Here is a 697-nt window from a genome sequence, read left to right on the forward strand (position 1 = left end):
GGCCAAGACGCTGGTCCTGCACCGCACGGCGCGGTCACCCGTGCGGTGCAGGACCAGCGTTTTGGCCGAGACTTTTGACAGCAGCGGCCGCACATCGGCATCGCGCAGCGCCTGCAGCAGGCCGGCGACCGCGCCGGGGCTGGAGGCGGCCCTGAGCAGGCCGGCCCACCAGGCGCGGGCCTGACGGTCGTTGGCGACGCTCGGCGCGAAGGTTTCGATTTCGGCCGGGCCGCCCCAGCCGGCGAGCAGGCGCTGCTGCCACAGATCATATTGCGCCGCTGTGAGCGCGAACGGATAGTCGGGCGCATGGCTGCCCTTGGCAAGCGAGCCCCACAGAACCAGGCCGGCCAGCCGGTCGGGGTGGTCGACGGCAAAGCGGATGCAGCCCGGCCCGCCCTCCGAGGCGCCGACCAGCAAGGCTTTGCGGCTGCCGGCCGCATCCATCACCGCCAGAATGTCGCGCGCTGTGGCCTCGACGGTCGGGCGGGCGCCGACGCGGTCGGACAGGCCCATGCCGCGCCGGTCGAAGAGGATCAGCCGGCCGAGCCGCGACACGGCATTGAGCCAGGCGCAGCAGCTCCTGTCTTCCCAGATGCGCTCGACATGTGAGATGAAGCCGGGCACCAGCACGATATCGGCCGGGCCGCTGCCGACGGTCTGGTAGGCGATATGGATGCCGTCCACCGCGACATAGCGG

The 697-nt window shown here is 71.4% G+C and carries 1 protein-coding gene; it reads right to left on the bottom strand.

What is annotated here, in order from left to right; genetic code table 11:
- A partial coding sequence (locus EN993_RS36485) for an alpha/beta hydrolase (RefSeq protein ID WP_164758091.1) occupies positions 1 to 697 on the bottom strand: 697 nt, incomplete at both ends.

Origin of the sequence: Mesorhizobium sp. M7D.F.Ca.US.004.01.2.1 (assembly GCF_003997785.1) — a bacterium.
Lineage (GTDB): Bacteria > Pseudomonadota > Alphaproteobacteria > Rhizobiales > Rhizobiaceae > Mesorhizobium > Mesorhizobium loti.